The organism is Serratia sp. (in: enterobacteria), from assembly GCF_051654945.1.
GTDB lineage: Bacteria > Pseudomonadota > Gammaproteobacteria > Enterobacterales > Enterobacteriaceae > Chania.
The window spans coordinates 1-3515 of sequence record NZ_JBOFZA010000103.1; the positions used below are offsets into that span (position 1 = coordinate 1).

Genomic DNA, 3515 nt, shown 5'->3' on the forward strand with positions numbered 1-3515 from the left:
CTCTTTCATTGGGGCATCCCCTCTCATACTCGCCTGTGCCATTTGCTGCATGTTGTTGGTCAGCAGTGAAATGCCGTTCATTGTTTTTCTCCTGTGCGTTATTGTCTGTACAGGACATTTTTATTGCGGAAACAAATTATTAATATCAGATTTCGGCGGTGGTGCACGGATGAGGTGTTACAACACTAGTGCCCCACACTTTTTATGCTCTCCTTTAATGAGCACAAAAAGCGTGGGGCAGTCGTAATCTACGCTGCCATCGCTGATACCTTTCCATCACTTTGTTGGCCTATTGAGAACCCCGGATACCCGAATTGCTGCCCTGGCCCGTTATGCCTCAACGGCTAAAACAACAGCGCTTCAACGCTTACCAGAAAAAAGAAAACTGGCTACGCTTGTTGCATTCTCCTGCTGTATGGAGGCGACGGCTCAGGATGATGCACTTGAATTACTTGAAGCACTACTCCGGGATCTGTTCAATGAAGCGGTTCAGGCAGATAAACGGAACCGCCAACGAACGCTTAAAGATCTGGATCGTGCAGCAGAAATACCGGCAAAAGCATGTCGGATGATCCTTGATGACAAGTTACCTGATATTGATGTTCGTGATAATATCTTCAATATCATTCCCGAAGATGTACTGAAACATGCTGTAAATAATGTGACATCACTTGTTCGACCAGCTAATAACGTTTACTTCAATGAGCTTGATGCTAAATTCAAAACGGTACGGCGTTTTTTACCTGATTTACTTTCCAGGATACATTTTGAATGTAATGCCTCAGCTGAGGCATTAATTGAAGCGCTTTGCTGGGTTGAAGTTAATTTAAAAAAGAAAAAAACAGATAACGATGCACCACGAGAAATAATCAATAACCCGTGGCAACAGCATGTGATAAGAAAAGACGGCAGTATTGATTTTCACGCCTATACGTTTTGTGCACTTAAGGAACTTCAGCTTACACTGAAAAAACGGGATATTTATGTTAATCCCAGCTGGCGATATGCAGATCCCCGGGCAGGGCTCATCGAAGGTAAGGAATGGGAAGCTTTGCGTCCAATAATCTGCCGCTCTCTGGGATTATCATCAGCACCAGGTGCCACTCTGTCGGCCATCGCAACAGAACTGGATTCAACATATCGTGATGTGCTGGACCGACTACCGGAAAACCCGGCAGTCAGAGTTGCTGGGAATGGTGATAAAACTGAGCTGATTCTGAGTCCTCTGGATGCCATCGAAGAAACACCATCACTGATCGCATTGCGGGAGCGGGTGGCTGACATGTTGCCACGCGTTGATTTGCCTGAACTGATACTGGAAATCGATGCCCGGACACATTTCACCGGTGCCTTTACCCATTCATCAGAGTAAAGCTCCCGCGTCTCGGACCTAAATATCAGCATCTGCGCCATGCTGATGGCAGAAGCCTGTAACACCGGTCCAGAGCCCTTTATACGTAACGATGTCGCGGCACTGAAGCGTGACCGTCTGACCTGGACAGACAGTAATTACATCAGGGATGAAACGATTCGGGCAGCCAACGCCATTCTGGTCGCAGCACAAAGTGGCGTTCCCCTGGCGAACATCTGGGGTGGTGGTGAGGTGGCGTCAGCCGATGGTATTCTGCCAGTGGGAGACAGCCTAAATGCCTCAACGGTGAGGAATCACTTATGTCAGGTGGCGCAGCGCCTTGATGCAGAGGCAGAAGCGAATTCTGGCTTTCTTTCCGGTTGCCCCCGCGACTGGGGGAACCTGCCCAGACCAGGTAAACCGCTTGTGGTAGGTATTGATGGAGGTTATGTTCGGGATCGGGACGACAAAAAACGTAATTTTGAAATTATTGCCGGCAAATCCTTTTCAGTCGGGTCTCCGGCAGACACGCGCCGCTTTGGTTTTGTCCAGAATGACGACTGCCATCCGGAACGCAGACTAATGGCACACCTCTCCGCCCAGGGAATGCAGGCCAACCAGCAGATATTTTTTTATCCGATGGCGCGGATAACCTGAGGGAACTGCAGTTCGGTATGTATCCTGAGTCAACTCATGTGCTTGACTGGTTTCATATTACGATGCGGCTGACTGTGTTAATGCAATATGCAAAGGGGCTGCAAGCATCGAGAGCATAAAAAACGTGGGGCAGTTGTGAGCTAGGCTACCATTGCGGATACCTTCTCGCCCCTCTGATCGCCCATCGAGGGCCCCGAAGATGTGTGGTTTTTTAACGTTGTAGCATTTGCTGCCCCACGTTTTTTCATGCTCTCCTATATAGCAAATAGCATGCAATTACTATATACTTTCAATATAGTCATAAAAAAGTAAGAAAGAGAGGTTAATCATGACGACCATTGCTGAAACTCACGTAGCCGCGACAGCTAAACGCCGTCCACGCGTCGATAAAAGCAAAGTGGAAACCGGCGCACAAACTACGCCGAAGAAATTTCTTTTCCAGTTGCGTGCACGTGACAACGAGTACGGAGTCAGCGAAGCGACGTTTACCCGTCTGATGGAAGAGCTGGCTCTTAACCAGACTGAGCTCGTCCATAAAGCGTTACGCTATCTGGCGCACGATGTTCTGCCAGCCTATGAACTTGATAACGGCCCACTGACAGATGCCCAGCATGCTGCCATTACTAAAATGTCAGGTATGGAAATCTCAAAAGAAGATCTAGATTCTCCATTATTCAAATAAGCAGGAAGCGCATGGCCACTGACTTTAAACCATTACCACAGCCCGGAGACATACTCTGGTGTAAGTTTCCTCATAGCGAGGACTTAGGCAACCCGGGGCCATACCCTCGCCCCGGGCTTATACTGAACGTGTTTACCGATATTCATGCGGTGCTGATTACCTATGGAACGTCACAGATCGGCAAGGTCTACGATGGGGAATTTGTCATTGATGAACAACTTGATACCGCGGGGCTTGATGTTCCGACAAAGTTCGACTTGAATCGACTTCAAAAACTCCCCTTCAATGACGTGTGGTTTGACGCATCACCGGGTGTAACAGTAAAGATCCCATTACCAAAAATGGGTGTCATACCGCCAACGTTTATGCCTGTCATGCGCAACGCTTGGGCGAAGCGCCCAAAATAATACAAACCTGTTTCAGCAGGTTTCAACTCGGTCTCCAACCTCATGATGGCTGACTCAAAGTCAGAGTGTCTCCCCTCAAAAATCCTCTGAATATCGTGCGCCACTTCAGAGCGGGTCTGCAGCAGGTATTCAATGACCAGCCCGACTTCCTGCCCATCGCTGCACCCGTCATGTCCGCAGTGCTTGATCATGGCGTATTCCATCGAGGATGGTTCATCCGGTGTGCGGACGATAGCCAATTCAACTCGCCTTTTGCACGGAAAACAGCAATAGCCGTTTCGTAAACGCCCGGTGATGGCACCTTGTCGGTAATGTTGTCATGCATCAGGCTTGGAACTCGGCTTATTTTAAAACGAGGTTCTTCATGCCAGCGCTCCATTACACCCCGCGACCACAACAGCAACAACACGTCACCGAC

4 protein-coding genes and 2 pseudogenes are annotated in these 3515 nt (G+C 48.7%); 5 read left to right on the forward strand and 1 reads right to left on the reverse strand.

Features of this window, described 5'->3' with window-relative positions; translation table 11 throughout:
• Positions 1–292: 292 nt before the first annotated feature.
• The 5 genes and pseudogenes from ACRDCA_RS24875 to ACRDCA_RS24895 all read left to right on the forward strand — a co-directional run bounded on the left by ACRDCA_RS24875 (position 293) and on the right by ACRDCA_RS24895 (position 3097).
• Positions 293–1372 (forward strand): hypothetical protein, encoded by a 1080-nt coding sequence (locus ACRDCA_RS24875; protein ID WP_438691924.1) that lies wholly within the window; start codon positions 293–295, stop codon positions 1370–1372.
• Between the two features lie 45 nt (positions 1373–1417).
• Positions 1418–1564 (forward strand): annotated as a pseudogene (locus ACRDCA_RS24880) (Tn3 family transposase); the annotation flags it as partial.
• 57 nt (positions 1565–1621) lie between these two features.
• Positions 1622–2118, forward strand: a pseudogene (locus tag ACRDCA_RS24885) (ISKra4 family transposase); the annotation flags it as partial.
• Between the two features lie 218 nt (positions 2119–2336).
• A complete protein-coding gene (locus ACRDCA_RS24890) occupies positions 2337–2690 on the forward strand; it encodes a hypothetical protein (RefSeq protein ID WP_438691925.1) in 354 nt (117 codons plus the stop codon).
• A gap of 11 nt (positions 2691–2701) precedes the next feature.
• Positions 2702–3097, forward strand: a complete 396-nt coding sequence (locus ACRDCA_RS24895) for a hypothetical protein (protein ID WP_438691926.1) — start codon at positions 2702–2704, stop codon at positions 3095–3097.
• Positions 3098–3284: 187 nt separating this feature from the next.
• On the opposite strand, the gene ACRDCA_RS24900 is transcribed toward ACRDCA_RS24895, so the two are convergent.
• A partial coding sequence (locus ACRDCA_RS24900; RefSeq protein WP_438691927.1) for a hypothetical protein occupies positions 3285–3515 on the reverse strand: 231 nt, incomplete at its 5' end.